21 protein-coding genes and 1 tRNA gene are annotated in these 26201 nt (G+C 71.8%); 6 read left to right on the forward strand and 16 right to left on the reverse strand.

Translation table 11 applies throughout. From position 1 onward, the window contains the following. Positions 1 to 67 precede the first annotated feature (67 nt). The 4 genes from ACFY0X_RS05550 to ACFY0X_RS05565 all read right to left on the reverse strand — a co-directional run bounded on the left by ACFY0X_RS05550 (position 68) and on the right by ACFY0X_RS05565 (position 5572). A complete protein-coding gene (locus ACFY0X_RS05550) occupies positions 68 to 1903 on the reverse strand; it encodes a bifunctional metallophosphatase/5'-nucleotidase (RefSeq protein WP_387749105.1) in 1836 nt (611 codons plus the stop codon). Between the two features lie 279 nt (positions 1904 to 2182). Beyond that, positions 2183 to 2848, reverse strand: coding sequence for a hypothetical protein (locus ACFY0X_RS05555; RefSeq protein WP_387749108.1), 666 nt, complete (start codon positions 2846 to 2848; stop codon positions 2183 to 2185). Next, complete coding sequence (locus tag ACFY0X_RS05560; protein WP_387749309.1) at positions 2835 to 4472, reverse strand: VWA domain-containing protein; 1638 nt, start codon at positions 4470 to 4472, stop codon at positions 2835 to 2837. Before ACFY0X_RS05560 ends, ACFY0X_RS05555 begins: the two co-directional genes overlap by 14 nt. Before the next feature lie 11 nt (positions 4473 to 4483). Then, a complete protein-coding gene (locus tag ACFY0X_RS05565; protein WP_387749111.1) occupies positions 4484 to 5572 on the reverse strand; it encodes a substrate-binding domain-containing protein in 1089 nt (362 codons plus the stop codon). A gap of 324 nt (positions 5573 to 5896) precedes the next feature. Here ACFY0X_RS05565 and pyk point away from each other — a divergent pair, with 324 nt between their 5' ends. Then, complete coding sequence (gene pyk, locus ACFY0X_RS05570) at positions 5897 to 7327, forward strand: pyruvate kinase (RefSeq protein ID WP_387749113.1); 1431 nt, start codon at positions 5897 to 5899, stop codon at positions 7325 to 7327. A 44-nt stretch (positions 7328 to 7371) separates the two neighbouring features. Here pyk and ACFY0X_RS05575 read toward each other — a convergent pair whose 3' ends face one another. Both ACFY0X_RS05575 and ACFY0X_RS05580 read right to left on the reverse strand, forming a co-directional pair. Next, the gene (locus ACFY0X_RS05575) at positions 7372 to 8145 is read right to left on the reverse strand and encodes a transcriptional regulator (protein ID WP_387749116.1); all 774 of its coding nucleotides are present in this window, start codon (positions 8143 to 8145) and stop codon (positions 7372 to 7374) included. A 119-nt stretch (positions 8146 to 8264) separates the two neighbouring features. Then, positions 8265 to 8338: transfer RNA gene (locus tag ACFY0X_RS05580), tRNA-Leu, on the reverse strand. Positions 8339 to 8480: 142 nt separating this feature from the next. On the opposite strand from ACFY0X_RS05580, the gene ACFY0X_RS05585 reads away from it, so the two are divergent. After that, the gene (locus tag ACFY0X_RS05585) at positions 8481 to 9095 is read left to right on the forward strand and encodes an ANTAR domain-containing response regulator (protein ID WP_387749312.1); all 615 of its coding nucleotides are present in this window, start codon (positions 8481 to 8483) and stop codon (positions 9093 to 9095) included. Between the two features lie 57 nt (positions 9096 to 9152). Here ACFY0X_RS05585 and ACFY0X_RS05590 read toward each other — a convergent pair whose 3' ends face one another. The 6 genes from ACFY0X_RS05590 to ACFY0X_RS05615 form a co-directional block, all read right to left on the reverse strand. After that, positions 9153 to 9869, reverse strand: coding sequence for an ABC transporter ATP-binding protein (locus ACFY0X_RS05590; RefSeq protein WP_387749119.1), 717 nt, complete (start codon positions 9867 to 9869; stop codon positions 9153 to 9155). Then, the gene (locus ACFY0X_RS05595; RefSeq protein ID WP_387749315.1) at positions 9866 to 10675 is read right to left on the reverse strand and encodes an ABC transporter ATP-binding protein; all 810 of its coding nucleotides are present in this window, start codon (positions 10673 to 10675) and stop codon (positions 9866 to 9868) included. The genes ACFY0X_RS05590 and ACFY0X_RS05595 overlap by 4 nt, the downstream gene beginning before the upstream one ends. Positions 10676 to 10683: 8 nt before the next feature. Next, complete coding sequence (locus ACFY0X_RS05600) at positions 10684 to 12612, reverse strand: branched-chain amino acid ABC transporter permease (RefSeq protein WP_387749121.1); 1929 nt, start codon at positions 12610 to 12612, stop codon at positions 10684 to 10686. A gap of 5 nt (positions 12613 to 12617) precedes the next feature. Next, positions 12618 to 13547, reverse strand: coding sequence for a branched-chain amino acid ABC transporter permease (locus ACFY0X_RS05605; RefSeq protein WP_387749124.1), 930 nt, complete (start codon positions 13545 to 13547; stop codon positions 12618 to 12620). A gap of 133 nt (positions 13548 to 13680) precedes the next feature. Beyond that, the gene (locus ACFY0X_RS05610; RefSeq protein WP_387749127.1) at positions 13681 to 14907 is read right to left on the reverse strand and encodes a branched-chain amino acid ABC transporter substrate-binding protein; all 1227 of its coding nucleotides are present in this window, start codon (positions 14905 to 14907) and stop codon (positions 13681 to 13683) included. 665 nt (positions 14908 to 15572) lie between these two features. Then, complete coding sequence (locus tag ACFY0X_RS05615; RefSeq protein ID WP_387749130.1) at positions 15573 to 16103, reverse strand: PaaI family thioesterase; 531 nt, start codon at positions 16101 to 16103, stop codon at positions 15573 to 15575. Between the two features lie 282 nt (positions 16104 to 16385). Between ACFY0X_RS05615 and polA the strand changes: the two genes are divergently transcribed. Next, entirely contained in the window at positions 16386 to 19073 is a 2688-nt protein-coding gene (gene polA, locus ACFY0X_RS05620) for a DNA polymerase I (RefSeq protein WP_387749317.1), read from the forward strand. 181 nt (positions 19074 to 19254) lie between these two features. Then, positions 19255 to 20034 (forward strand): GNAT family N-acetyltransferase, encoded by a 780-nt coding sequence (locus ACFY0X_RS05625; RefSeq protein WP_387749133.1) that lies wholly within the window; start codon positions 19255 to 19257, stop codon positions 20032 to 20034. Between the two features lie 119 nt (positions 20035 to 20153). On the opposite strand, the gene ACFY0X_RS05630 is transcribed toward ACFY0X_RS05625, so the two are convergent. Further along, the gene (locus tag ACFY0X_RS05630) at positions 20154 to 20552 is read right to left on the reverse strand and encodes a VOC family protein (protein WP_387749135.1); all 399 of its coding nucleotides are present in this window, start codon (positions 20550 to 20552) and stop codon (positions 20154 to 20156) included. 93 nt (positions 20553 to 20645) lie between these two features. On the opposite strand from ACFY0X_RS05630, the gene ACFY0X_RS05635 reads away from it, so the two are divergent. Next, positions 20646 to 21617 (forward strand): helix-turn-helix transcriptional regulator, encoded by a 972-nt coding sequence (locus ACFY0X_RS05635; protein WP_387749138.1) that lies wholly within the window; start codon positions 20646 to 20648, stop codon positions 21615 to 21617. 60 nt (positions 21618 to 21677) lie between these two features. Here ACFY0X_RS05635 and ACFY0X_RS05640 read toward each other — a convergent pair whose 3' ends face one another. Continuing rightward, the gene (locus tag ACFY0X_RS05640; protein ID WP_387749139.1) at positions 21678 to 22085 is read right to left on the reverse strand and encodes a hypothetical protein; all 408 of its coding nucleotides are present in this window, start codon (positions 22083 to 22085) and stop codon (positions 21678 to 21680) included. A gap of 271 nt (positions 22086 to 22356) precedes the next feature. Between ACFY0X_RS05640 and ACFY0X_RS05645 the strand changes: the two genes are divergently transcribed. After that, a complete protein-coding gene (locus ACFY0X_RS05645; RefSeq protein ID WP_387749142.1) occupies positions 22357 to 22533 on the forward strand; it encodes a hypothetical protein in 177 nt (58 codons plus the stop codon). A gap of 1 nt (position 22534) precedes the next feature. Here ACFY0X_RS05645 and hrpB read toward each other — a convergent pair whose 3' ends face one another. Continuing rightward, entirely contained in the window at positions 22535 to 25060 is a 2526-nt protein-coding gene (hrpB, locus tag ACFY0X_RS05650) for an ATP-dependent helicase HrpB (RefSeq protein WP_387749144.1), read from the reverse strand. A 4-nt stretch (positions 25061 to 25064) separates the two neighbouring features. Further along, the gene (locus ACFY0X_RS05655) at positions 25065 to 25943 is read right to left on the reverse strand and encodes a class I SAM-dependent methyltransferase (protein ID WP_387749147.1); all 879 of its coding nucleotides are present in this window, start codon (positions 25941 to 25943) and stop codon (positions 25065 to 25067) included. Positions 25944 to 26201: the final 258 nt, after the last annotated feature.

Raw genomic sequence — 26201 nt, forward strand, 5'->3', positions numbered from 1 at the left:
TCCACCGGGCAGGCCGGAAGGCCGTCGCCGAGGGGGCGACGGCCTTCCGGTGGCGGTGCGGTACGGGTCAGAAGACCGGCTGGCCGGCGCGGACGAGGCGCCAGGAGTCGGTGAAGAAGTCGGCGGGGTCGATGACACCCTTGGCCTTCACCCAGGCGATCATGGTGTTGCGGATCTCGTCGGAGTCCGACCAGACCGTCTTGGCCTTGGCGACGTGCGGGAAGTTGCCGCCGCCGTTGGCGCGGTAGTTGTTGACGGCGAGGACGAACTCGGCGGCCGGGTCGATCGGCTTGCCCTGGAAGGACAGGTTGACGATCCGCGAGCCCTTCGGCTGGGCGATGTCGATGTCGTAGCTCAGGCCGTAGACCGAGTCGTAGTTGTAGTCCGGGGTGGCCTCGGCGCCGGTCAGGGCCTCCTTGTCGACCGGGGCGCCCGGGGCGAGCTGGTTGTAGTACTTCACCGAGTACTCGAGGTAGTCCTTGAGCTGGGCGCCCGTCAGGATGCGGGCCTCCAGGGTGTTCTCGTAGATGTAGAGGCCCGCGGCGTCGCGCAGCTTGACCTGGCCGGACGGGATCACCGCGGTGCGGTTGAACGGGGCGGCCTGGGCCAGCACCGGGAGGTTGGCGTACTGCCCGCCCGCCAGCGCGGCCTTGACGGCGTCGGCCTGGACCTTGCCGATCAGGTCGATGATCGGGGTCGCCTTGAAGCGGGCGTCGGCGATCGACAGCTCGATCTTGCTGGTGCCGATCCGCTGGTTGACGTACGCGACGACCTTCTTGTGCTGCTCGGCGATCGCGTTGGTGATCTCCGGGTTCTCCGGGACCGTGTTGGAGTTCAGCAGCCGGGCCGAGACCGAGGAGACCTTCCAGGCGCCGGCCGCGAACTCGACCTCGAAGTCGAAGCAGGTCAGCCGCTGGCCGTAGCAGAGCGGCTCGGAGAGCACGACCGTGCGGCCGGTCTTCTTGTTGACGACCAGGCGCTGCGGGACCTCCTTGTGGGCGTGGCCCACCAGCACCGCGTCGATGTCCGGGACGGTCTCCGCCAGGGCGACCGAGGCGTTCTCGGCCCAGGGCAGCTGGTCGCCCCAGGTGGTGGCCTCGTCGCAGCCCGAGTGCGAGGAGACCACGACGACGTCCGCGCCCGCCGCCTTCATCCGCGGCACCCAGGTGGCGGCGGTCTCGACGATGCCCGGGAACACCATCTTCCCGCTGACGTTGGCCTTGTCCCAGATCGCGATGCCCGGGTTGGTGAGGCCGAGGATGCCGACCTTCACCGGACGGCCGCCGCCCAGGCGCAGCTCCTTGATCACGTACGGCTTGAAGGCGGGCTTCTCGTTCTTCGCGTTCAGCGCGTTGGCGCCCAGCAGCGGGAACTCCAGCTGGTCCTGGTAGGCCTTCAGCAGCGGGATGCCGTAGTTGAACTCGTGGTTGCCGAGCGCCGCGGCGTCGTACTCCATGAGGTTCATGGCGACGGCCATCGGGTGGTCCGGAACGGTGTCGGCCTCGGTGTCGATCGACTCGACCCGGGCGTAGTAGTAGGACAGCTGGGTGCCCTGGATGGTGTCACCGGAGTCGATCAGCAGGCAGCGGTTCCAGCCCTTCTCCTCGCGCACCTGGTTGGCCAGGGTGGAGATCTTGGCGAGGCCGACCGCGTTGTGGCCCTTGTCGGTGTACTCCGCGTCCGTGAAGTAGTCCCAGTTGAGCACCCGGCCGTGCAGGTCGGTGGTGCCCATGACGGTGAAGGCCTGCTTGTGCGGCTGGCGCTGCCCGCCCTTGGCGGCCGCCGTGTCCGGCTGGGCGGCCGCGGCGGAGGGGGCGGCGGCCAGGGTGGCGCCACCGGCCAGGGCGGCGCCGGCGGCGGTGGCGGCGGACCGGGTGACGAAGTCACGGCGGTTCAGGGGCATGGACGACTCTCCCGAGTGGGGACGACGGCGGATCGACCGTCAACTGGCATTCGTTGGCAAAAGTGTGCGTGCACGCGTCGACGCGCGTAGAGGGACGCGCGTAGAAGTGTGCCGTGCGATCCGGTGCGCTGAATAGCCCCCGACCTGTCCGAGAGGTGAGATCTTGGCGACTCGTTCGTGACGGGAACGGCGAGGTCGGGGTGGTGGGGCCGGTCCCCGGACCCGCTCGGCGGGGCGAACGACGCGAGTCCGGACACAGGCCCCGGGGCCGGCGGCCGGTCAGGACAGCTCCGCCGCCAGCCGGTCGACCTCGCGGCCCAGGTGGAGCGCCGGATCCGGGTCGTCCGGCCCGGCCCACGGCCGCCAGGTCCGCGCCCGCAGGTAGCCGGCCACCGCGACCGGCAGCCGGTGCCGGACGATCCGGTCCGCCACCGGGCCCGGGCCGGCCGCGCGCAGCGCCGCCAGCAGGGCGTCCACCCCCGCCGAGGGCGGTAGCGGCACCGTCTCCAGGTAGGCGGCCAGCGCCACCAGCTCCGGGTCGGGCGCGGGGACCGGCTCCGGCGCCTCGCGCTCCGGCGGCTGGTGGGCCGGCGCTACGTGCGGCGGCTCCGGCGCCCGGCGTGCCGGGCCCCCGCCGACCGGGCCTGCGCCCGACGGTTCCCCGCGCTCCGCGTCCTCGCCCGACGGTTCCCCGCGCTCCGGCAGCCGCGACCCGGGGACCCCGCCCCCGCCCAGCGCCGTCGGCGACCCCCGGCGCGGCCCCGGGGCGGGCGTCAGCAGCGCGCCCGCCCCGTACAGCCCGGCCACCACCGCCGGCCACCAGGCCCCGCCCAGCCCGGCGAAGTGCAGCCCCAGACCGGCCGCTCCCCCCGCGCAGCCGACCAGGTTCCGGGCCGACTCCAGGTAGCGCAGCACCCGGGAGCCGAACCCGTCACTGGTAGCCACGGATCTCCTCGAACACCCCGTCCAGCGAGCCCGTCCCGTCGAACAGCTTGCCGCCGCTCAGGTCCGCGATCCCCTGGAGCTGGCCCACCGCCGCCTCCCCGAACTTGATCGGGAACACCGGGATCGACTTCTCCCCGGCCGGCAGCGCCTCGTGGAAGCGCCTGAAGTCGCCGTCCGACGCACCGGCGTTGCTCTCCCCGTCCGTCATCAGCACGATCGAGGTGAACCGGTCGTCGCCGGCCGCCGCCTGCTGGCGCTCGATCACCCGGTACGCCTCCTCCAGCGAGGAGTACACCGCCGTCCCGCCCGAGGCGGCCAGCGACTGCACGTCCGCGTCGATCGACGCCAGCTCCGCCTGCGGGCCCGGCTGGCTACCGGTGGCCGGCACCACGTGCGTCCTGGTCCACTTCACCGAGGAGGCGAAGGACAGCAGGGTGATCTCCTCGCGGTCCCGGAAGCGCCGCACCCCGCGGGTGTCGTCCGCCCCGGTCAGCCGGCCCAGCGCGCGCTTCAGCGCGGAGATCCGCGGGCCCTCCATCGACCCCGAGGTGTCCAGCACGTACACCGTCCGGGACGGGCGGCGCAGCTCGTTCTGGTACGCGCCCAGCAGGCCGTCCGCGACCGCCCTGGTGCCCGGGAACGGCAGCTCCCTGCGGCGGTCGGTGGGCAGCCCGGCGGCCGGGGCGACGCCCGCCGTCGCGGGACGGCGCAGCGTGGTCTCGGAGATGCGCCTCTGCACGTCCTCCTTGAGCAGGTACGAGGTCAGCCGCTGGAAGGCGTCGCGCTGGTCCGGCGCGGCGGAGGCCATCAGCGACAGCGGGTAGTCCGCCGACACCACGCCGTCCACCGGCCGCACCACCGTCAGCTGCTGCTGCGGCGGCAGCGTCCTGTTCAGCGACAGCAGCACCGACTCGTAGTTCACCAGCGCGCCCACCACGCCCGACTCGGCCCGGGTGTACGCCTGCGCCAGCCAGCCGGACGAACCGGAGGTCAGCTTCTGGCCCTTGAAGAACTGCTTCAACTGCGGGCTGGCCTTCTGCACGTCCGCGTCGGTCAGCGCCGCACCCGCGCCGGAGAAGGCCGAGGCCACCGCGACGAGGGTGGAGAAGCCCGAGTTGGACCGGGACGGGTCGGCCATCCCGTACGGCAGCTTCCCGGCCGCCGCCGCGTCCCCGACCTGCGCCCAGCTGACCTTGGAACCGTCGCCCCAGCCCAGTTCGCCCAGCGACGAGGACCGCACCCCGACCGCCACCGGCGAGACCATCACCGGAGTCTCGGACACCACCTTGGACCGGCCGGCCGGATCGAGCCGCAGGTACTGGTTGGAGGGGAACCACACGGCGTCGTACCTGCCGTCGGCCCGCCCCGAGGAGACGGTGTCCGCGCCGTCCAGGGAACCCGTCCAGGAGAACTGCACGGTCACCCCGGTGGCCTTCCGGGCCTCCTCCAGCACCGGCGCCAGGTCCTGGAGTTCACTGCCGGCCAGGACCCGCAGCACCCCGGCACGGGCCGTCTCGGCGGGCGGGCCGCTGGGGTCGGGGCCGGCCTTTCCGCCGCCGGAGGTGCAGGCGGTCACCGCCGCGAGCGCGGCCGTCAGGGCCACGACGAGCCGGCCGCGGCGCATGGTACGGAGGTTCACTTCGCGCTCCCGGTCTTCGCCGCGGTGGTCAGCTTCTTCATGAACTCCAGCGAGGGCACCGGGGCCAGGGCCAGCCCCGCGGCCCGCACGTCGGGGACGAACTTCGGCAGCTTCCCGTTCACCTCGTTCCAGAAGAGGTCCGGCTCGGCGTCCGGGTGCAGGCCGAACCTGGCCTCCAGCCTGCGCAGCTCGGGGCTGTTCACCAGCGCGTCGGCCAGCTTCTGGCCGCCCGGCGTCCTGGCCACCAGGGTGTGGTCCGTCTTGATCGTGGTGGTCGGGTACATCACCACCATGTCGCCGATCTGCTTGCCCTGGATCGGCAGGGCGGCGGCCTGCGACTCGTACGCGAAGACCATCGTGTTGACCCCCGCGCCGAACTCCCGGAACGGCCCGTCACTGCTGACCTTCTGCAGCCCCTGGAACCGGTTCGCGTCGTACACGACGCCCTTGACGGCGTTCAGGCCCGCGTCGTCGGACACCACCTTCTTGCCGTTCGCGAGGTAGGACAGGATCGCCAGGTACAGGGCACCCGAGGAGGAACTCTCCGGATCCGTGGTGGACACGTACATCGTGCCGGTCAGCTCCGGGTGCCGGGACGCGTCCGTCAGCGTCTCCCACTGCCGGCCGCCCTTCTTCAGGGCCTCCACGTACTTGTCCATGTTGAACGTCCAGACACCCGAATCGTTCACACCGGCAAGGTCGTTGGACTTCAGCACCTCCGCCACCGGCTGGTGGGTGACGATCACCAGCGGGGAGTAGAACTGCACCCGCGGCGAGTCCTTCTGTGCCCAGTCCCGCTGGATGGCCAGCGCCGGCGCGCTGCTCGCCGGGAAGGCGAAGTCCAGGTTCGGGGTGTTCCTCGCCTGGTCGTCCATCGTCCAGGAGCCGGTCGGTTCCGCCTTGACCACCAGGCCCTGCTTCTTCAACTCGGCCTTGACGTCCGGGTTGTCGAAGAAGTCACGTTTCTCCGACCCGATCAGGCCGGTGACCGTGACCAGGCCGGAGCCCTTCTCCGGGGGGATCAGTGCATAGGCCACCCCGCCCAGCAGGGCCAAGGCCGCCACCACGCCCAGTGCGCGTTTCATGCCGAACGCTTCCCCCTCGTCCGCTACTTCGTCCGGGTGGTCGCCCGGCGAGCCCGGGCAGTCACCCGTGGGTGACGAGCGTCCCGCCGGGCGGGGAGCGGGGACGGAAGCGGCGGTGAACCGGAGGTGAACACCCCTTCACGGAATCGCATCGGGGGGCGGCGCGGGAGGCGTACGGGAGGAGCGCGGGACGGGTGTGGCGCGGGGCGTTCGTACAGTGGTCCGAGGGTGTGTCAGATTGTTCAACTCGCCTTGGCGCAACGGTCATCCCGCAGTACGGACCCGCGTCGTGGTTACGCGCCGGTAATGCCTAGTCTCAGCACTATGCGCCGAGCAAAAATCGTCTGTACCCTCGGGCCCGCCACCGACTCGTACGACCAGATCAAGTCCCTGGTCGACGCCGGGATGGACATCGCCCGACTGAACCTCAGTCACGGCTCGCACACCGAGCACGAGGAACGCTACCGCCGCGTCCGCAAGGCCGCCGACGAGACCGGCCGCAGCGTCGGCGTCCTCGTCGACCTTCAAGGCCCGAAGATCCGGCTCGACACCTTCGCCCACGGGCCGGTACTTCTCGAACGCGGCGACGAGTTCACCATCTCCACCGACAACGGCGTCGTGGGGGACAAGGACCGCTGCGGAACCACCTACTCCGGGCTCGCCGGCGACGTCGGCCGCGGCGAGCGGATCCTGGTCGACGACGGCCGGGTCACCCTGGAGGTCGTCGCCGTCGACGGGCCGCACGTGCGGTGCCTGGTCATCGAGGGCGGCCTCGTCTCCGACCACAAGGGCCTCAACCTCCCCGGCGTCGCCGTCTCCGTCCCCGCGCTCAGCGACAAGGACGTCGCCGACCTGCGGTGGGCGCTGCGGACCGGCGCCGACCTCGTCGCGCTCTCCTTCGTCCGCAGCGGGCGCGACATCGAGGACGTCCACCGGATCATGGCGGAGGAGGGGCGGCGCGTCCCGGTCATCGCCAAGATCGAGAAGCCGCAGGCGGTGGACAACCTGGAGTCCGTCGTCGACGCCTTCGACGGGATCATGGTGGCCCGCGGCGACCTGGGCGTGGAGATGCCCCTCGAACAGGTCCCGCTGGTCCAGAAGCGCGCCATCAAGCTCGCCCGCCGCAACGCCAAGCCGGTCATCGTGGCGACCCAGATGCTCGACTCGATGATCAACACCTCCCGCCCGACCCGCGCCGAGGCCTCCGACGTCGCCAACGCCGTCCTGGACGGCACCGACGCGGTGATGCTCTCCGGGGAGACCTCGGTCGGCAAGTACCCGGTCGAGACGGTCAAGACCATGGCCCGGATCGTCGAGGCCGCCGAGAACGACATCCTGGCGGCCGGACTGCCGCCGCTGACCACCGGCAGCAAGCCGCGGACCCAGGGCGGCGCCGTCGCCCGCGCGGCCGCCGAGATCGGCGACTTCCTGCACGCCAAGTACCTGATCGCCTTCACCCAGTCCGGCGACACCGCCCGCCGGCTCACCCGCTACCGCTCACCCATCCCGGTGCTCGCCTTCACCTACGAACCGGCCGTCCGCTCCCAACTCGCCCTCACCTGGGGCGTGGAGACCTTCCTCGGCCCGTTCGCCCCGACGACGGACCAGATGGTCGAACAGGTCGACGCGGCGCTGCTGTCGCTCGGCCGCTGCCAGAAGGGCGACATCGTCGTCATCACGGCCGGCTCCCCGCCCGGCCTGGCCGGCTCCACCAACCTCGTCCGCGTCCACCACGTGGGGACGTTGGACGCCTGAGCGCCCACCGCCCGGCGCGGCCCCTTCCAGGGGTCGCGCCGCCGTCAGTACTTGGGGCCGATGTGGGCGTCCATGAGGGCGACGGAGTCCTTGCGGGCGACTGAGATGTTGAAGGCGCCGTTGGAGCGTGAGGTGCTCTTCCACTGGACGCCGACGGCGTCGAGGGCGGCGGTGAAGAGCCCGATGATGTCGGTCGAGGTGTTGGTGAAGAAGTACCTCGGGTACTCGTAGCGTTTCGTGACGCCGCCGACTGTGCGGGTCGTCCAGTTGGTGATGCGGCACCCGTCGGAGTGGATCAACCCGCGTAGGAACTCCCAGGGGTGGGCATCCACGATCTTCTGCTGCCAGGGCGTGAGGGAGATCGACCGCAAGTGCTTCGGGCCGGGGCCGTGCTGGGGGAAGAGGCAGGGCCAGTGCTTACTGGTGCTGACGACGCTTGTGCAGCCCGGCGCCTGGACACGGTTGACCTTGTTGTGCGGCATGACGGCGGAGACAGCCCGCTCGCACTCCTCGATGAGGCCGGGCCAGGCGTCGCAGCAGGCGATGCGGAGGGCGTGGACCTGGCGGCGGCCCTCACTGATGCAACCGTCGCCGAGGTACAGGCCCAGCAGGTAGGCGTAGTCGGCTGACGGACGCGAGGGATCGAGTCGGCCGTCACGGACCGGGCACTCCGCCGCCATGCGCGGGCTGGGGGCGACGCCCGATGCCCACTCGCGGATGGCGAACCGGGATATTCCGGTCGCGCGGCTGACCTGACTGAAGGTCAGGCCGGAGGCGTGTAGATCGAGTGCTCGCCGACGTGCGGCCATGTCGTACATGCGACCGAGCGTGCGCGAATCACACGGACAGGTCCGGGGAGTGCCACGATTTTCCTCCGGATTGATGAAGATCGCCAACCGTTAGGCTGCCCTAAGTGGCTTACGAATCGAAGGAAAAGTGCCCCGGGTGGGATTCGAACCCACGCTGTATGGTGTTTGAGACCATCGCCTCTCGCCGCTGGGCTACCGGGGCGCCCGTGGATTCGAAGGTTGAACTTCGGACCCGCTGGTCTCAAACATACCGTGTCTGGGTACCCTCGTGCATGCAGTACCCCGCCGGAACTAGGAGCCACGTGAGCACCGCCGACGAGCAGGCGCAGCCGCTTGAGACCGATATGCCCCAGATCACCCGGATCGTGATCGCCGAGGACGAGGCGCTGATCCGCCTCGACCTCAAGGAGATGCTGGAGGAGGAGGGGTACACCGTCGTCGGTGAGGCCGGGGACGGGGAGACTGCGGTGCGGCTCGTGGAGGAGCTGAAGCCGGACCTGGCGATCTTCGACGTGAAGATGCCGGTCCTGGACGGGTTGTCGGCCGCCGAGCAGATCCACGAGAAGCACCTGGCTCCCGTGCTGATGCTGACGGCCTTCTCGCAGCGGGAGCTGGTGGACCGGGCGCGCGACGCCGGGGCGATGGCGTACATCGTCAAGCCGTTCTCGAAGTCGGACCTGGTGCCGGCGATCGAGATGGCGGTCTCCCGGTACGCGGAGATGCGGGCGCTGGAGAAGGAGATCGGGGATCTCAGCCAGCGGCTGGAGACCCGGAAGCTGGTGGACCGGGCGAAGGGCGTGCTGCAGACCAAGTTCGGGCTGAACGAGCCGGCGGCCTTCCGGTGGATCCAGAAGACGTCGATGGACCGTCGGATGACGATGGCGGCGGTGGCCGAGGCGGTCATCGAGGAGGGCGAGGCCCAGGACCGCAAGAAGGCGGAAGAGGGCAAGTCCGAGTAGGGCGCGCGCGAAGGGCCCGGCAGAACGTTTCTGCCGGGCCCTTCCGCATGGTGTGGGTCAGTCCTCGCCGAGGTAGGCCTTGCGGACGGACTCGTCGTGCAGGAGGTCGGCTCCCGTCCCGGAGAGGACGATGCGGCCGGTCTCCATGACGTAGCCCTGGTCGGAGAGCGAGAGCGCCGCCTGGGCGTTCTGCTCGACCAGGAGGATGGTCGTACCGGAGGACTTCAGCTCCACGATGGTGGACATGATCTTCTGCATCATCAGCGGGGAGAGGCCCATCGAGGGCTCGTCCAGCATGAGCAGCTTGGGCTGGGACATCAGGGCCCGTCCCATCGCGAGCATCTGCTGCTCGCCGCCGGAGAGCGTTCCGGCGGCCTGGCGGCGGCGTTCGCCGAGGATCGGGAACAGGCCGTAGGCCCGTTCGACGTCCGCGGCGATGCCGGCCGCGTCGGTGCGCAGGAAGGCGCCGAGGAGGAGGTTCTCCTCGATGGTCATCCGGGGGAAGATGTGCCGGCCCTCGGGGGAGTGGGCGAGGCCGAGGGCGACGATCTTGTGGGCGGGGACGGTGGAGAGGTCCTGGCCGTCGAAGGTGATCCGTCCGGCGGTGGGCTTGAGCAGGCCGGACAGGGTGCGCAGGGTGGTGGTCTTGCCGGCGCCGTTGGTGCCGATGAGGGTGGTGACCTCGCCCTGGGCGACGGTGAAGCTGATGCCCTTGACGGCTTCGATCTTGCCGTAGGCGACGCGGAGGTCCTGAACTTCGAGAAGTGCGGTCACTGGTCGGACTCCGTAACGGCGGGGCTGGTGCCTTCGAGCGGGGCGCCGAGGTAGGCGGTGATGACGCGTTCGTCGTTCTGGACGGTCTCGCGGTCGCCCTCGACGATCTTCTGGCCCTGGACGAGCACCGCGGTGCGGTCGCAGAGGTTGAAGATGAAGCGCATGTCGTGCTCGATGACGAGGACGGAGATCCCCTTGTCGCGGATCGCGAAGACGAGTTCCTCGGCGGCCCGGGTCTCCTGGGGGTTCATGCCGGCGGTGGGTTCGTCGAGCAGCAGCAGGCCGGGTTCGGAGGCGAGGGCGCGGGCGATCTCCAGCTTGCGCTGCTCGCCGTACGGGAGGTTGCGGGCGAGGTGGTCGGCCTTGTCGGCGAGGCCGGTGAACGCCAGGAGTTCCATGGCCTTCTCGCGGCTCTCGGCCTCGGCGCGGTGGTAGCCGGGGCCGCGCAGGATGGCGGAGAAGATGCCTTCCCTGGTGCGGGTGTGCCGGCCGACCAGGACGTTCTCCAGGACGGTCATGTTGGCGAACAGCCGGATGTTCTGGAAGGTGCGGGCGATGCCGGCCTGGGTGACCAGGTGGGGCTTGGGCGGCAGCAGGGTGTCGCGGTAGCGGACGGCGCCCTCGGTGGGGACGTACAGGCCGGTGAGGCAGTTGAAGAAGGTGGTCTTGCCGGCGCCGTTGGGGCCGATGAGACCGATGATCTCGCCCTCTCCGACGGTCAGGGAGACGTCGTTGACCGCGGTGAGGCCGCCGAAGCGCATGGTGACGCCGGTGACTTCGAGCAGGGGTGCGGCGGTGGTGGTCATCGGGTCGGTCACGCCCCTGCCTTGGTGAGTGCGGTCGGCTCGCCGGAGGCCTGGGCCGGGACGGCGGCCTCGTGGAACTCCAGCTGCTGGCGCCGGTTGGGGATGAGTCCTTCGGGGCGCACCCGCATCAGGACGATGAGGGCGGCGCCGAAGGCGAGGAGCTGGTAGTCGGCGAGGAACTCGAGCTTCTTCGGGATGAGGAAGAGGAGGGTGGCGCCGGCCAGCGGGCCGCTGATGGTGCCCATGCCGCCGAGGATGACCGCGGCGAGCAGGAAGGCGGAGTTCGGCGGGAGGGCCTCGGCGAAGGTGTACTGGTCGGGGGTGACGGTGTAGCTGACGTGGGCCTGGACGGTGCCGGCGAGGCCGGCGAGCAGGGCGCCGAGGGCGAAGGCGAGCAGCTTGAGCCGGAAGCCGTTGATGCCCATGGCCTCGGCGGCGGTCTCGTCCTCGCGGATGGCGACCCAGGCGCGGCCGATGCGGGAGTTGCCGACCCGGGCGAAGACGAGCACGACCAGGGCGGTGACCAGGAGCATCAGCAGGTAGTAGTTGGAGAAGCGGCCGAGTTCGACGCCGAGCACGGTGTGCGGTTTGCCGAGGTCGAAGCCGAGGATCTGCAGGTCGGGGATGCGCGGGATGCCGTTGGAGCCGTTGGTGACCTTGGGGCCGGTGGTGCCGTTGAGGTTGAGCATGGTGATGCGGAAGATCTCGCCGAACCCGAGGGTGACGATGGCGAGGTAGTCGCCGCGCAGCCGCAGGGTGGGGGCGCCGATCAGTACGCCGAAGACCATCGAGACGACGGCGCCGGTGAGCATCGCGGCCCAGAACGGGAACTGGACGTGGATGGGGGAGGCGGGGGAGCCGGAGACCAGGGCGGCGGCGTAGGCGCCGACGCCGAGGAAGGCGACGTACCCGAGGTCGAGCAGGCCGGCCAGGCCGACGACGATGTTGAGGCCGAGGGCGACGGTGGCGAAGATCAGGATGTTGGTGGCGACGGAGGTGTACTGGTCGCTGGTCTGGGTGAACGGGAAGCTGGCGGCGGCGGCGAAGGCGGCGCCGGTGGTGACCGGGCGGTGCTTGACGGTCAGGGCGCGCAGCCGGGCGAGCAGGCCGGACCTGGACAGGGCGGGGACGGCGAGGGCGACGAACAGCAGGTAGCCGGTGAAGAGTTCGCCGTACTCGGTGTCGATGCCGAAGGTGATCGCGAACAGTCCGAGTCCGAAGGCGAGGACGATCAGCAGCACTTCGAGCCAGGAGGGGAGCGGGCGCGGTGCGGGCAGCGGGCGGTCGGTCCGGCCCAGTCGGATGGTGCTGTTGGCGAGGTGGCCGAGCTGGAGCAGCAGGACGGCGCCGGCGGCGATGGCGAGGCCGCCGGCGAGGGCGGTCATGACCGGGGCGACGGGCTTGTCCTCGGGGATGGCGTGGGCGGCGAACCAGGCGGCGGGGGCGACCGGGACGAGCAGGAAGAGGCGTTTGTCGAGGGTCCGCAGCGGGACGGCGGTGCGGCGGTCGAGCGGGAGGCCGAGGGCGCCGAGGACGCTGATCAGGCCGCCGGCAGCGAGGACCCAGCCGCCGGGTTCGAGGTTGGCGAGGCCGCCGAGTTCGGTGGAGACGGCGGCGACCGAGTAGACGGCGACGGTGAGGGCGCCGGTGGCGGCGTACAGGACGGCGTTGTGGCTGCGGGAGGGGGCGGCCCAGCGCAGGCCGGGGACGCCCTGGCCGGCGAGCAGCAGGACCAGGGTGAGCAGGCCGGCGGCGAGGGCGAGCCACTGGAGGCCGGCCGGGGAGCCGTAGTAGGTGAGGTCGCCGGGGAACTCGGAGGTCCAGGTCCAGGACATGGCGGCGGAGGCCGCGGTGGCGAGGGCGCCGAGTGCGGTGACGGCGGCGGCGGCGCGGGCCGGCAGCGGGATGACCGGGGTCGTTTCGGTGGTGGTGGTCATGGTGGTCACGCCCTGTCCGCGACGCGCTCGCCGAGCAGGCCCTGGGGCCGGATCAGGAGTACGAGGATGAGGAGAACGAAGGCCCAGACGTCCTTCCAGGCGCCGCCTCCGAAGAGGTGCATGCCGGGCAGGTGCTGGATGTAGCCGGTGGCGAGGGCTTCGGCGAGGCCGAGGGCGAGGCCGCCGAGCATGGCTCCGTAGATGTTGCCGATGCCGCCGAGGACGGCGGCGGTGAAGGCCTTGAGGCCGAGGATGAAGCCCATCCGGAAGTCGACCTGGCCGCTGCGCAGGCCGTAGGCGACGGCGGCGACGGCGGCGAACGCGGCGCCGATGGCGAAGGCCATGACGATGATGCGGTCGGTGTCGATGCCCATCAGCTTGGCGGTGTCCGGGTCCTGGCTGGTGGCCTGCATGGCGCGTCCGGAGCGGGTGCGGGTGACGAACCAGCCGAGGGCGAGCATGCACAGCGGGGCGGCGATGATCAGGAAGAGGTCGCTGCGCTGGATGGTGACGGAGCCGAGGCTGAACGGGTCGCCGGGGAGCTTGGGGAAGACCCGGGCCTTCTTGGCGTCCGGGTAGAAGGAGAAGACGAGTTGCTGGAGGAAGATGGAGAGCCCGATGGCGGTGATCAGCGGGGCCAGCCGGGGGGCGGTGCGCAGGGGGCGGTAGGCGAAGCGTTCGGCGGCGACGGCGGTGAGGGTGGAGACCAGGATGCCGGCGATCAGCATGAGCGGCAGGGCCAGCCAGAGGGTGGTGCCGCCGGGGAGGGCGAGGTAGGCGGTCAGGGCGCCGAAGCCGCCGACCATGACGATCTCGCCGTGGGCGAAGTTGATGAGCTGGACGATGCCGTAGACCATCGTGTAGCCGATCGCGACGAGCCCGTAGAGGGCGCCGAGGATCAGGCCGTTGGCCAGCTGCTGCGGTAGGTCGTGCACCGCTGGGCCTCCGTAGTGCGTTCGGGGGTGTCCGCGTGGGTGGTGGATGTGGGTGCGCGCGGGGGCACTCGTGGCGCCCCCGCGCGCGATGTGGTGGGGAAGTGGGGCCGGTGGAGCGGGTGGTGACTCGGTGTCAGCCCTTGAAGGTGCCGGACTTCTCCACGGCCCACTTGCCGTCCTTGACGGTGTATACGGTGAGCTGCTTGTTGGTGGTGTCGCCGAACTCGTCGAAGGAGACCTTGCCGGTCACGCCGTCGAAGGTGACCTTCTGGACGGCGTCGCGGACGGCCTTGCGGTCGGGGACCTTGCCGTTGTTGTCCTTCACGGCCTGCTTGACGCCCTGGATGATGGCCCAGGCGCTGTCGTAGGAGTAGCCGCCGTAGGTCTCGTAGGCGTCCTTGTAGCCGGCCGTCTTGTAGTCGGCGATGAACTTCTTGGCGGTGTCGAGGGATTCGACCGGCAGGCCGACGGCGGTGGCGTAGTCGCCCTGGCTCTTGGGGTTGAGCTTGATGAAGTCGCCGCTCTGGATGCCGTCGCCGCCCATCAGGGGGATGTTGACGCCGGCCTCCTTGAGCTGGAGGGAGAGCGGGCCGGCCGCGGGGTACTCGCCGCCGTAGTAGACGGCCTCGGCGCCGGAGCTCTTGACCTTGGTGACGATGGCGGCGAAGTCGCGGTCGTCGGGGTTGACGTGCTCCTCGCCGACGAGGGTGCCGCCGAGCTTGGTGAACTCGCCCTTGAAAGTGCCGGCGAGGCCGGCGCCGTAGGTCTTCTGGTCGTCGATGAGGAAGACCTTGGTCTTCTTGGCGTCGTTGTAGAGGAACTGGGCGGCGAACGGGCCCTGGACGGCGTCGGTGGTGGCGGTGCGGAAGTAGGAGTTGAAGGGGCGCTTCTTCTCGCCGCTGGCCCACTTCTCGCCCTGGCTGAGGGCGACGCCGGTGTTGGCGGGGGAGACCTCGACCAGGTTCGCGTCGTCGAAGATCTGCTGCATCGACTGCGCCACGCTGGAGTTGAGCGGGCCGACGACGCCGAGGACCTTGGAGTCGCCGACCAGCTGGGTGGCGTTCTGCTGGCCGGGGGCGGGCTTGCCGGTGTCGTCCAGGGCCTTGATCTCGAACTTGACGCCGGGGACCTCGTTGCTCTCGTTGGCCTTCTTGATCGCGAGGTCGACGGAGTTGCGGATGCCGAGGCCGAGGGCGGAGAGGTCGCCGGTGAGCGGGGCGTCGACGCCGATGACGACGGTGGTGGAGGCGGAGTTGCCGCCGCCGTCGCCGCCCTTCTTCTCTCCGCGGGAGCCGCAGGCGGTGAGGCTGAGGGCGCCGATCACGGCAATGCTCACGACAACTGCTGAACGGTGACGCACGAGGGTCCCCTTCGGTTCAGGAGGCGCCCGCGCCGGAATGGCGGGAGCCGGAGTGCGCGGAGGGCCTGGCCCAATCGAATGGCGCGGTGACTGGCCGTGACTCTAGATGCCGTTGGGCGGCTCTGGCAGTGCTGGGGGCAGGCTGTGATTCTCTTGTTATGAGCACACGGAGCATTTGTCTCACCATGTGGTCGTTCCGGCTCGATCCATCCCGCGATGTCAGGCGTTTACTTGCTGGTAGGGGGATGTAAGGCCCAGAAATGGGGGTTGCAGCTGGCAGCGTCGATTATCGGACGATCATGTCCGATGCCCTGGTTTCGACCTTGAGCGTCCGGATTGCGGACGTGGAGAGCCCGGCCGCATGGTTCCGGGGCGCCTGAAGGCCTCGGAACCGGCAATTGATCGGATTTCCTACTTGTTACGTAGCGTCACATGCTGCGGGATGGGGGTCGGCCGCGCCCGGGCATGTGAACGCCCCCTTGTCCAGACCAACGCCTGCCCAAGGCGGCGGAAGGTCAAACAAGGGGGCGGAAAAGGGACTTGATGTCGTTTCGAGTGAACTCGGCGACGCGGTACGGCCGTTGTCGCGCCGGTGGTTCGGGCCGCGCCGGAGGTCCCGGGTCGGGCCGGTGGTCCGCGTCGGGCCGGCGGTTCCCGGGGGCCCGTCAGAGGTCGCGCAGCATGCAGGTCAGCCGGCAGCTGGTGATCCGCCGGCCGGTGTCGTCGGTGATCGCGATCTCGTAGGTGGCGGCGGTGCGGCCCTTGAACACGGCCGTCGCCACCCCGGTCACCAGGCCGGAGGTGGCCGAGCGGTGGTGGGTGGCGTTGAGGTCCACGCCGACCGCGTAGCGGCCCGGTCCGGCGTGCAGCATCGCCCCGATCGAGCCCAGCGTCTCGGCCAGCGCCGCCGACGCGCCGCCGTGCAGCAGTCCGTACGGCTGCTGGTTGCCCTCCACCGGCATGGTGCCGACCACGCGGTCGCCGGAGGCCTCGACGATCCGGATGCCGAGCTTCTCGCCGAGGTGGCCGCCGGAGAAGGTCTGCGGGCTGACGCCGAGCTTGGCGAAGTGGTCCAGCACGTCCTGCGGGACGTTCAGGACCGGCGCGGTGTCGGTCGCGGGCGCGGTGGCGGGCGCGGTGGCGGGCGCGGGGGCGGGCGTGGTGTCGGTGGCGGTGCCGGGGGCCGCGTCGGTCATGGGGGGAGCTCCTGCCGCTGGGGGACGCTGGGGACTGTTGGGGACTGCTGGGAAGGCCGGGAATGCCGGGGAACGCCGGGGGCGTGCCGCCTGTGATCGTACGACCGTCCTACTCGGAGGTAGCGGCTGCGGACGGACCGGCGCGGCGTCCTTTTTGTCGGTGCCGGGCCATAGGATCGGTGGCCGGTAGTGGAATCGGCAGGAACGGACGTTGACGTGGCTACGCAGAGTACGGACAAGGGCGCGACGGGTGGCGGCGGGGCCGGCCGGCGGCCCCGGCTGATGCTGCTCGACGGGCACTCGATGGCCTACCGGGCCTTCTACGCCCTGCCCGTGGAGAACTTCAACACCTCCACCGGCCAGCCCACCAACGCGGTCTACGGCTTCGCCTCGATGCTCGCCAACACCGTGCGCGACGAGCAGCCCACCCACCTCGCCGTCGCCTTCGACCTCTCCCGGCAGACCTTCCGCTCCGTCGAGTTCCCCGACTACAAGGCCAACCGCGCCAAGACGCCGGACGAGTTCCGCAGCCAGATCGGCCTGATCGGCGAACTGCTCGACGCCATGCACGTCCCCCGGCTCACCGTCGAGGGCTTCGAGGCCGACGACATCATCGCCACCCTGGCCACCGCCGCCGAGGCGGCCGGCTACGACGTCGACATCGTCACCGGCGACCGCGACTCGCTCCAGCTGGTCACCGACCACGTCACCGTGCTCTACCCCACCAAGGGCGTCTCCGAGCTCACCCGCTTCACCCCGGAGAAGGTCACCGAGAAGTACGGCGTCACCCCGCGCCAGTACCCGGACCTCGCCGCGCTGCGCGGCGACCCGTCCGACAACCTGCCCGGCATCCCCGGCGTCGGCGAGAAGACCGCCGCCAAGTGGGTCAACCAGTTCGGCTCCTTCGACGAACTGGTCTCCCGCGCCGACGAGGTGAAGGGCAAGATCGGCGAGAAGCTGCGCGACCACCTCGACTCGGTCAAGCGCAACCGGGTGCTCACCGAGCTGGTCCGCGACGTCCAACTCCCGGTCGGCGTCGCCGACCTGGACCGCAAGCCGTTCGACAAGGACGCCGTCGGCACCCTGATGGAGTCGCTGGAGTTCCGCAACGCCAACTTCCGCGACCGCGTCTTCGGCATCGACCCGGCCGCCGGCGAGGCCCAGGCGGAGGCCGAGCTCGCCCCCGGCGTCGAGGTCGACGGCGAGCTCCTCACCGACCCGGGCACCCTGGCCGCCTGGCTGGCCGAGCACGCCTCCGACGGCAAGACCACCGTCGCCCTCGCCGCCGTCTACCAGTGGGCGCTCGGCTCCGGCGAGGTCACCGAAGTCGCCCTCGCCGCCGGGGAGTCCGCCGCCTGGTTCGACCCGGCGCTGCTCGCCGAGGAGGACGAGCAGGCCCTCACCCGCTGGCTCGCCGACCCCGCCGCCCCCAAGGCCCTGCACATCGCCAAGCAGGTGATGCGCGCCTTCGCCGAGCGCGGCTGGACGATCGAGGGCGTCGTCGCCGACACCGCGCTCGCCGCCTACCTGGAGAAGCCCGGCCGCCGCACCTTCACCCTGGAGGTGCTCGCCGAGGAGTACCTGGCCCGCTCGCTCACCCCCGCCCCCGCCGCCGAGAGCGGCCAACTCTCCTTCGACGCGCCGGAGGAGGACGAGACGGCCGCCGCCCAGTCGCTGATGCTCCAGGCCCGCGCCGTGCTCGACCTCGCCGCGCTCTTCGACACCCGCCTCGGCGAGGTCGGCGCCGCCGAGCTGATGCACGACATGGAACTGCCCATCGCCGCCCTGCTGGCCCGGATGGAGCGCTACGGCATCGCCGCCGACCGCGAGTGGCTCACCGGCCTGGAGGCGCAGTTCGCCGCCGAGATCCAGCGCGTGGTGGAGGAGGCGCACGCCGCCGCCGGGCACGAGTTCAACCTCGGCTCGCCCAAGCAGCTCCAGGAGATCCTCTTCGGCGAGCTCGCCCTCCCCAAGACCAAGAAGATCAAGACCGGCTACACCACCGACGCCGACGCGCTCACCTGGCTGGCCACCCAGACCGACAACGAGCTGCCGGTCATCCTGCTGCGCCACCGCGACCAGGCCAAGCTGCGCACCACCGTCGAGGGCCTGCTCAAGACCGTCTCGCCCAAGGGCCGCATCCACACCACCTTCAACCAGATGGTCGCCGCCACCGGCCGGCTCTCCTCGCAGGACCCGAACCTGCAGAACATCCCCGTCCGCACCGAGGAGGGCCGCGCCATCCGCCGCGCCTTCGTCGTCGGCGAGGGCTACGAGTCGCTGCTCACCGCCGACTACTCGCAGATCGAACTGCGGATCATGGCGCACCTGTCCGAGGACGAGGCGCTGATCGAGGCCTTCGCCTCCGGCGAGGACCTGCACAACACCGTCGCCTCCCAGGTCTTCGAGGTGCCGCGCGCCGCGGTGGACGCCGAGATGCGCCGCAAGATCAAGGCGATGTCCTACGGCCTGGCGTACGGGCTGTCCGCGTACGGGCTCTCGCAGCAGCTCGGCATCAAGCCGGCCGAGGCCCAGGGCCTGATGGACACCTACTTCGAGCGCTTCGGCGGCGTGCGGGACTACCTGCGCCGGGTCGTCGACGAGGCCCGGGCGACGGGCTACACCGAGACGCTGCTCGGCCGCCGCCGCTACCTGCCGGACCTCAACAGCGACAACCGCCAGCGCCGCGAGATGGCCGAGCGGATGGCCCTCAACGCCCCGATCCAGGGCTCGGCCGCCGACATCGTCAAGATCGCCATGCTCCGGGTGGACGAGGCGCTGCGCGCGGCCGGCCTCACCTCCCGGATGCTGCTCCAGGTGCACGACGAAATCGTGCTGGAGCTGGCCCCGGGCGAGCGCGAGCAGGTCGAGGCCCTCGTCCGCGAGCAGATGGCGGGCGCCTACCCGCTGCGCGCCCCGCTGGACGTGTCGGTCGGCGTCGGCCCGAACTGGGAGGCCGCCGCGCACTGACGCGGCGTGCGGTACGCGGCGGGCCCGGAGGCGCGGAGCGTCCGGGCCCGCCGCCGTCTGCTCCTGCCGTCGTCCCGGCCTGCCGCCGTCCCGGTCGGAGGCGGCCGGGTCGGAGGCGGCTGGTCGGCCGGTCGGAAAACCGGCCCGGACGACGGGTCAATTCCGTACTACCGTAGGCCCAATGACAACAGGATCCACTGCGACCGACCAGCCCGTCTCGCTGGCCCAGGCGCCGAAGCACCAGGCCCGCAACTCCGCCGCCTTCTGGACCGCGACCGGCCGAGCCCGCGGGCACGAGGTGATCCGCTGCCGCGGATTCGTCGCGGTCGACGGCGACGAGCGGGCGGGTCTGCGGATCCTCGTCCAGGAGCCCGACCTCGACCCGGACGAACTGGCCGGGTTGACGGAGCTGGTCCGCCGGGCCGCGGGGGCGGTGAACGTCGAGGATCCGTTCAGCTCCACCGACCTGAGCCACCTGGGCATGCGGACCTGGCAGATGCCGGTCATGCTGCGCCTGCCCGGGCCGGTCGCCGAACCGGCGCTGGACGTGACCAGGGTGCGGCGGCCCGATGACCTCCAGACGGCCGAGCGGCTGGTGATCGAGGGCTTCGAGCTGGACACCTTCGAGCCCCACCGCCCCGGCGAACTCTTCCCGACGTCGCTGATCGAACAGCCGGGCGTGGACGTGTTCATCGCCTCGGTCGACGGCGTGGCCGCGGGAGCCGGCGTCAGCGTGGTGGCCGACGGCGTCGGCAGCCACTACTGGATCAGCACGTCGTCGGCGTTCCGCTCGCGCGGCGTGGGCCGGGCCGTCATGCTCGGCGCCCTCGCCCACCTGGCGGACCTCCCGGCCACCCTCACCGCCTCGAAGCTGGGCAGGCCGCTGTACGAGTCGCTGGGGTACACGGTCGCGGCGCCCTCGACCTGGTGGGCCGCCCCGCGTCCGACCGCGTCGTCGTGACGCCCGCCGGCCCCGCACCGTCGTGATGCGCGGGCCGGCACTCGTACTGCACAGGAAGTCGGCGGGGCCGACTTCCTGTGCACGGTGATGCCGTCGCGCGGGCCGCCGTGCGGGTGGCGTCAGCGCGCGAACTTCTCGACGGCCGCCGGGGTGACGGGGGTGAAGAAGTTGACCAGGTTGCTGTCGGGGTCGCGGAACAGCAGCGACCGGTTCCCCCAGGGCATCGTGGTGGGCTCGGTGACGAAGTCGGTGACGAAGCCGCGCAGGTTGCGGTGGACGCGGTCCACGTCGTCGACGAGGAACTCGGTGATCACGCTCTGGTTGGCCGCCGGGCGGGCGGAGCCCGGGGCGAACAGCGGGACGGTCCGGGTGCCGGCGATCGCGAGGGTGGCGCCGCCGACCCTGAGTTCGGCGAAGTCCTCGGTGGCCCACGCCGCCCGGGCGCCGGTGGCTCGCTCGTAGAACTCGACGAGGCGCGCCACGTCGCCGGTGATGATGCGGATCGAGACGAAGTCCATGGGGATCTCCTTGGCCGTGCCGAATGGGTGCGCGTCGCAGGCTAGGAGAAATAGTGGACAGAACCGGTCCCCTATTCGCGTTAGGCTGCGAACATGTCTCGACCGGCCGCCCGCGTGCTGACCCTCCTGGAGCTGCTGCAGTCGGGCGGCACCCGGACCGTGGCCGAACTCGCCGACCGGCTCGGCGTCGAGGGGCGCACCGTGCGCCGGTACGTGGACCAGCTGATCGAGCTGGACGTCCCCGTGGAGTCGGTGCGCGGCCGCTACGGCGGGTACCGGCTCGCTCCCGGGTACCGCCTGCCGCCGCTCATGCTCAGCGACGACGAGGCGCTGGCCGTCCTGCTCGGTCTGGTCGCCGGCCGCCGGGCGGGGTTGACGACGACGGAACGCACAGCGGGTGAGACGGCGGCGGCCAAGATCCGGCGGGTGCTGCCCCGGCACCTCGCGCATCGGCTGGACACGCTCCTGGAAGCCCTCGACTTCACGGACCGGCCCGGCGAGTTCGCCACCCCGGACGCCGGGGTCCTGCTCACCATCGCCGACGCGGTGCGCCACCGCCGACCCGTCTCGATCCGCTACACCGACCGCGACGGACGGCGCAGCGAGCGCACGCTGCACGCGTACGGGATCGTCGCCCACGCGGGCCGGTGGTACGTCACGGGCGAGGACCCCGCGATCGGCGAGGACCGGACCTTCCGGCTCGACCGCATCGAGGACGCGCGGACCCGGCCCGGCTCCTTCGAGGCCCCCGAGGGCCCTGGCCCGGCGCAGCGGGTGTTGTCGGCGTTCGCCACGGCCGAGTACCGGCACGAGGTGACCCTGCGGATCCACGGAACGGCCGCGCAGATCCGCGCCCACCTCCCCGCGAGCGTCGCGACCCTGGAGGAGTGCGCGCCCGAGTCCGGAGACTGGCTGCGCGTCGAGCTGCGGGCGGAGCGTCTCGACTGGCTGCCCCCGGTCCTCGCCTCACTCGACCGGCCGTTCGTCATCGAGCGCCCCGACGAGCTGCGCGACCTCGTCACCGCCCTCGCCGACCGCCTCGCCTCCCACGCCCGCCGAGCCTGACGGCGAGGAGCCGGCGTCCTGGCGCCTGCCGGGGGGTTTAGCCGGTCGAGGAGGTACGGCTCAGCGCGGGGGCTTGGTGCCGTCGGGCCACACGCACGGGGAGGAGAAGCCGATCACGAGAGTCCCGTACGAGCTGCCGATCCCGTCGATGGAGCCGGTGAACTGGTCGGTCGAGTTCGTGAAGTGGGCGGACGTGCGCAGGGCGCCGGAGTCGTCCTGCCGGAATCCCATGGCCTCGATCCGGGTCCGGAGGCGCTCGACGTACTCGGCCTGGCGGTCCCCCGGAATGCCGGAGAGCCGCCTCTCCGTGACCTCCACGACGCGGCCGTCGTACTCGGAGGGGGCGTCGTTCCTGAAGCAGTTGGTGCCGTTCTCCCGCTCGCCGGCCGTGGCGACGGGCTGGGGCAGATCGGCGAGGGCCTGCCCCATGTAGTCCGCGGTCCGCTGCTTCGCCTGCGCCTGTGTCATGGTCGGGGCATCGGAGTCCTCGCCGCATGCCGCGGCCGTCAACAGCAGTCCGGCGGCCATCGCTGCCGCGATCGGCCGGTGTCGCGTCACCGGCCGGCCCCGTTGCCTGCGATCACGGCGCCGAACGCCTTGCCACTGGCCGGGCTGGGATGCGGTTTTCGGCGCCGTGAGGCGGTGGGGTGCACAGGAAGTCGGCGGGTCCGACTTCTGGTGCTCGGCGGTTGGATCGGGGTAGGTGTGATGCGAACGGAACCGGGGAGGGAGATCGGCCATGAAGCGACCAGGGTACGCGATCGCGGTCGTGCTCGACATGTTGCTGTTGATCGGGCTGTTGCAGGGTTGGCTGCCCGCTGGCTCCGAGGGAGGACGGAGGTTCCTGATCCTCTTCACCGCCTCGATCCTGACGCTCGTCCTCTTCTCCGCGATCCGGCCGAACCGGCGGGACTGACCTACTTCCGAGTGTTGGTGCGGCGGGTGGGTTCGGCCGTGGTCGGGTCCTCGGGCCAGGGGTGGCGGGGGTATCGGCCTCTCAACTCCGCGCGGACGGCGCGGTAGCCGTCGCGCCAGAAGCTCTCCAGGTCGCCGGTGACGGCGGCGGGGCGGCCGGCGGGCGACAGGAGGTGGATGGTCAGCGGGACGCGGCCTCCGGCCAGGGCAGGGGTCGCTGTCCAGCCGAAGAGCTCCTGCAACTTGACTGCCAGGACCGGGCGTTCGGTGGTGTAGTCGACGCGGATCTTCGATCCTGACGGCACCGTGATGCGCTCGGGGGCGAACTCGTCCAGCCGACCCGCCTCACCGGTGGACCAGGGGAGCAACCTCTGGAGGGCGGCGGTCGTGTCGATCCTGGCCAGGTCGGCGCGGCGGCGGGCGCGGGAGAGTTCGGGCTCCAGCCACTCCTCGGCCCGCTCCAGCAGCGCCTCGTCGGAGACGTCGGGCCAGGGATCGCCGATGGCGGCGTGGAGGAAGGCCAGACGTTCGCGCAGGGTGGACGGGAAGGTCAGCAGCGTGCCGACGCCCTCACGGGCGAGGCCTTCGAGCAGAGCAGCCCGGACGAGCAGGGGGTCGGGGCGGTTGAGGGGCTTCTCGGCGAGTTCGACGGCGCCCAGCGACTCGACCCGGCGCGAGACGACCTCCCCGCGCCGGGTGTCCCAGTGGACCTCCTCGCGAGAGGCCAGCAGCGCCGCTCCGGCGGCCAGCGCGGTGGCCTCGTCCAGCGCCGCGGCGTGCAGGACGCGGGCCGAGTGCGAGCCCGCCGGGCGGTCGGCGACCGCGACGGCGAGCCAGGGCAGGGCGCCGAGCGCCGTGCCGGGCGCGAGTTCGGCGGCCGTCCCGCTGGCCATCAGGTACGGGCTGCGCTCGCCGGGGGCGGGCCGCTCGACGCGGGCGCGGGCGATCCGCTCCGGGAAGGCGAGCGCGACGACGAGGCCGGCGGCGACGGCGTCGGGCAGGTCGGTGGCGGGCTCGTCGGAGGTGGCGCGCAGCAGCCGGCGGACTTCGTCGCGCCAGCGCCCCGCGTAGGGGTCGCGGGAGGACCGAACCGTGCGCCAGACCGCGCCGAGGTCGTCGCCGAGCGCCATGGGCGGTTCCTCGGAGAGCAGCGCGACCACCTCGGCGGCCCGCCGCGCGCCGACCGCCGCCGCGCCGTCGACCAGGGCGCGCCCCAGCCGGGGGTGCAGCCCCGTACGGGCGAGCCGGACGCCACGCGCGGTGGCCCGCCCGTCCGGGTCGACCGCGCCGAGGGCGAGCAGGGTCTGCCGGGCGGCGGCCATCGCCCCGGCGGGCGGGGCGTCGGGCAGGGCGAGGCCGGTGGCGTCCGGGTCGCCCCAGCAGGCGGCCTGGAGGGCGAAGGAGGTGAGGTCGGCGAGCGCGATCTCCGGAGTGGGGAAGCGGGCGGCGAGGGCGTCCTCGGCCTCGTTCCAGCAGCGGTAGACGGTGCCCGGGGCCTCGCGCCCGGCCCGGCCGGCCCGCTGGCGGGCGGCGGCGAGCGAGGCCCGGACGGTGACCAGCCCGGCGAGCCCGCGGGCGTGGTCGGTGCGCGGCTCCCGGGCGAGTCCGGCGTCCACCACGACCCGGACGCCGGGGACGGTCAGCGAGGACTCGGCGACGGCGGTGGCGAGCACGACCCGCCGGCCCTCGCCGGGCGAGAGCGCGGCGTCCTGGACGGCCTGCGGGGCGCGGCCGTGGAGTTGCAGGACGTCCGCCGGAACACCGCCCAGCGCCCCGGCGACCCGGGCGATCTCGCCGACGCCGGGCAGGAAGCAGAGCACGTCCCCGTCCCGCTCGGTCAGCGCCCGCCGCACCACCGAGGCGACGTGGTCGAGCAGCGCCGGGTCCACCCGGGTGCCGTGCGCGGGCCGGACGGCGCGCGGCGGCGGCGCCCAGACCACCCCGACCGGGTGGGAGGTGCCGTGCGCCTCCACCACCGGGGCGCCGCCGAGCAGCTCGGCCCAGGCCTCGGTGTCGGAGGTGGCCGAGGCGCAGACCAGCCCGAGGTCGGGCCGCAGCGCCGCCCGGACGTCGAGCAGGAAGGCGAGCGCGGTGTCGGCGTCCAGGTGCCGTTCGTGGCACTCGTCCAGGACGACCACGTCCACGCCGGGCAGTTCCTGGTCGCGCTGGAGCCGTTGCAGCAGCACGCCGGTGGTGACCACCTCGACGACCGTCTCGGGGCCGGTGCGGCGCTCGCCGCGCACGGTGTACCCGACCCGGCCGCCGACGGCCTCGCCGAGCAGCCAGGCCATCCGCCGGGCGGCCGCCCGGACGGCGAGCCGGCGCGGTTCGGCGACCAGCACCCGCCGCACCGGGTTCCCGGGGTCCAGCAGCCCGGCCAGGGCCAGCGGCACCAGGGTGGTCTTGCCGGTGCCGGGCGGCGCGGCGAGGACGGCGGTGCCGTGCCCGGCCAGCGCGCCGTGGAGGGCGGGCAGGGCGGTGCGGACGGGCAGGTCGCGCCAGGCCGGGTTCAGCGCCGGGTTCGCCAAGGCGTCAGCCCCGCTCGGTGACGAAGATCGCCGTGCCGGGGATCAGCCGTCCGCGCAGCGGGGACCAGCCGCCCCACTCCTGCCCCAGGCCGGCCGGCCACTCGGGCTCGACCAGGTCCACCAGCCGGAAGCCGGCGGCGACGAGTTCGCGGACCCGGTCGCCGAGGGTGCGGTGGTGCTCGACGTAGGTGGCGCGCCCCTGCTCGTCCTGCTCGACGTACGGGGTGCGGTCGAAGTAGGAGGACACCGCGGTGAGGCCCTCGACGCCGGGCTCGTCGGGGAAGGCCCAGCGGATCGGGTGGGTCACCGAGAACACCCAGCGCCCGCCCGGCCGCAGCACCCGGTGAACCTCGCGCATCAGGGCGGCGGTGTCGGCGCTGAACGGGACGGCGCCGTACGCGGAGCAGGCGAGGTCGAAGGAGGCGTCGGCGAAGGGCAGCACGGCGGCGTCGGCCTGGACGACCGGAACGGGCGCGGTGCCGCGGCCGAGGTCGATCCGGCGGGAGTGCTGGAGCTGGCGGTAGGAGATGTCCAGGGCGACGGGCCGGGCGCCCCGGGCGGCCAGCCAGCGGGAGCACTGGGCGGCGCCGGCGCCGATCTCCAGCACGTCCCGGCCGGCCACCTCGCCGAGCAGCCGGGCGTCGGCCTCGTCCAGGCCCTCGGGGCACCAGGTGAAGCGGTCGTCGCCGAGGAACTCGCCGTGCTCGTCCTGGTACTCGTCGGCGTTGCGGTCCCACCAGTGCCGGCTGGCCCGGCTGCTCTCCCCGCTGCCGGCCTCCCGCCGGAGCGCGTCGTCGCCGTCCTCCTCCTCGTCCCGAACGGGGGAGGTGTCAAGATCGTGCAGGTTCGACTGGGGGGTGGTGGCCACGGTGACAATGCCCATCGCGTAGGGTATGGAGTGCGGAAGCGTCGCTGCCGAGAACCGGCCCGTAAGGGTCCGGGTCCTGGCGGTGGCATCCGGGGAACAGGGCCCCTTCGGGCGCCGCCGCGAGGCGCGCATTCGGAGGATATGGCCTGATCCGTACCGGGCTCCACCGTCTTGCCGTCCTTCGGCATTGACCGTGCCTGGCCGTCCCCGTATGCTACAAGTTGCGCTGCGGGCCTGCGCGCCTCGGACGGAGCAGGTCGCGCTCGCATCTGT

Origin of the sequence: Kitasatospora sp. NPDC001547 (assembly GCF_042894165.1) — a bacterium.
Taxonomy (GTDB): Bacteria; Actinomycetota; Actinomycetes; order Streptomycetales; family Streptomycetaceae; genus Kitasatospora.

What these genes read in the sequence shown, in the direction of transcription:
- ACFY0X_RS05550 (WP_387749105.1), bottom strand. Translation starts at nt 1,903, where the DNA reads ATGCCCCTGAACCGCCGTGACTTCGTCACCCGGTCCGCCGCCACCGCC.
- ACFY0X_RS05560 (WP_387749309.1), bottom strand. Translation starts at nt 4,472, where the DNA reads ATGCGCCGCGGCCGGCTCGTCGTGGCCCTGACGGCCGCGCTCGCGGCG.
- ACFY0X_RS05565 (WP_387749111.1), bottom strand. Translation starts at nt 5,572, where the DNA reads ATGAAACGCGCACTGGGCGTGGTGGCGGCCTTGGCCCTGCTGGGCGGG.
- pyk (WP_387749113.1), top strand. Translation starts at nt 5,897, where the DNA reads ATGCGCCGAGCAAAAATCGTCTGTACCCTCGGGCCCGCCACCGACTCG.
- ACFY0X_RS05575 (WP_387749116.1), bottom strand. Translation starts at nt 8,145, where the DNA reads ATGTACGACATGGCCGCACGTCGGCGAGCACTCGATCTACACGCCTCC.
- ACFY0X_RS05585 (WP_387749312.1), top strand. Translation starts at nt 8,481, where the DNA reads ATGCCCCAGATCACCCGGATCGTGATCGCCGAGGACGAGGCGCTGATC.
- ACFY0X_RS05595 (WP_387749315.1), bottom strand. Translation starts at nt 10,675, where the DNA reads ATGACCACCACCGCCGCACCCCTGCTCGAAGTCACCGGCGTCACCATG.
- ACFY0X_RS05600 (WP_387749121.1), bottom strand. Translation starts at nt 12,612, where the DNA reads ATGACCACCACCACCGAAACGACCCCGGTCATCCCGCTGCCGGCCCGC.
- ACFY0X_RS05615 (WP_387749130.1), bottom strand. Translation starts at nt 16,103, where the DNA reads ATGACCGACGCGGCCCCCGGCACCGCCACCGACACCACGCCCGCCCCC.
- polA (WP_387749317.1), top strand. Translation starts at nt 16,386, where the DNA reads ATGCTGCTCGACGGGCACTCGATGGCCTACCGGGCCTTCTACGCCCTG.
- ACFY0X_RS05625 (WP_387749133.1), top strand. Translation starts at nt 19,255, where the DNA reads ATGACAACAGGATCCACTGCGACCGACCAGCCCGTCTCGCTGGCCCAG.
- ACFY0X_RS05630 (WP_387749135.1), bottom strand. Translation starts at nt 20,552, where the DNA reads ATGGACTTCGTCTCGATCCGCATCATCACCGGCGACGTGGCGCGCCTC.
- ACFY0X_RS05635 (WP_387749138.1), top strand. Translation starts at nt 20,646, where the DNA reads ATGTCTCGACCGGCCGCCCGCGTGCTGACCCTCCTGGAGCTGCTGCAG.
- ACFY0X_RS05640 (WP_387749139.1), bottom strand. Translation starts at nt 22,085, where the DNA reads ATGACACAGGCGCAGGCGAAGCAGCGGACCGCGGACTACATGGGGCAG.
- ACFY0X_RS05645 (WP_387749142.1), top strand. Translation starts at nt 22,357, where the DNA reads ATGAAGCGACCAGGGTACGCGATCGCGGTCGTGCTCGACATGTTGCTG.
- ACFY0X_RS05655 (WP_387749147.1), bottom strand. Translation starts at nt 25,943, where the DNA reads ATGGGCATTGTCACCGTGGCCACCACCCCCCAGTCGAACCTGCACGAT.